Source organism: Microbacterium sp. H6, from assembly GCF_003314775.1.
GTDB classification, from domain to species: domain Bacteria; phylum Actinomycetota; class Actinomycetes; order Actinomycetales; family Microbacteriaceae; genus Microbacterium; species Microbacterium oxydans.
On sequence record NZ_QOAY01000290.1, the window covers coordinates 1 to 206 of the forward strand.

Here is a 206-nt window from a genome sequence, read left to right on the forward strand (position 1 = left end):
CGCGCCCGAGTCCGTCGTGCCGGCCGCAGTCGTTCCCGTCGCGGCTGCCGCGACTCCTGCCGTTGCGACCGGACCGTCGTCCGTGCTCGCCGACGTCTCGACTCCGCTCCCGTGGACGCAGACCGTGTGGAACGGACGAGCGCCCCGACACCTCCCACAGACGTCGGCCCCGACGACCGGCCGCCCGCGCCCGACGTGGACCCAGG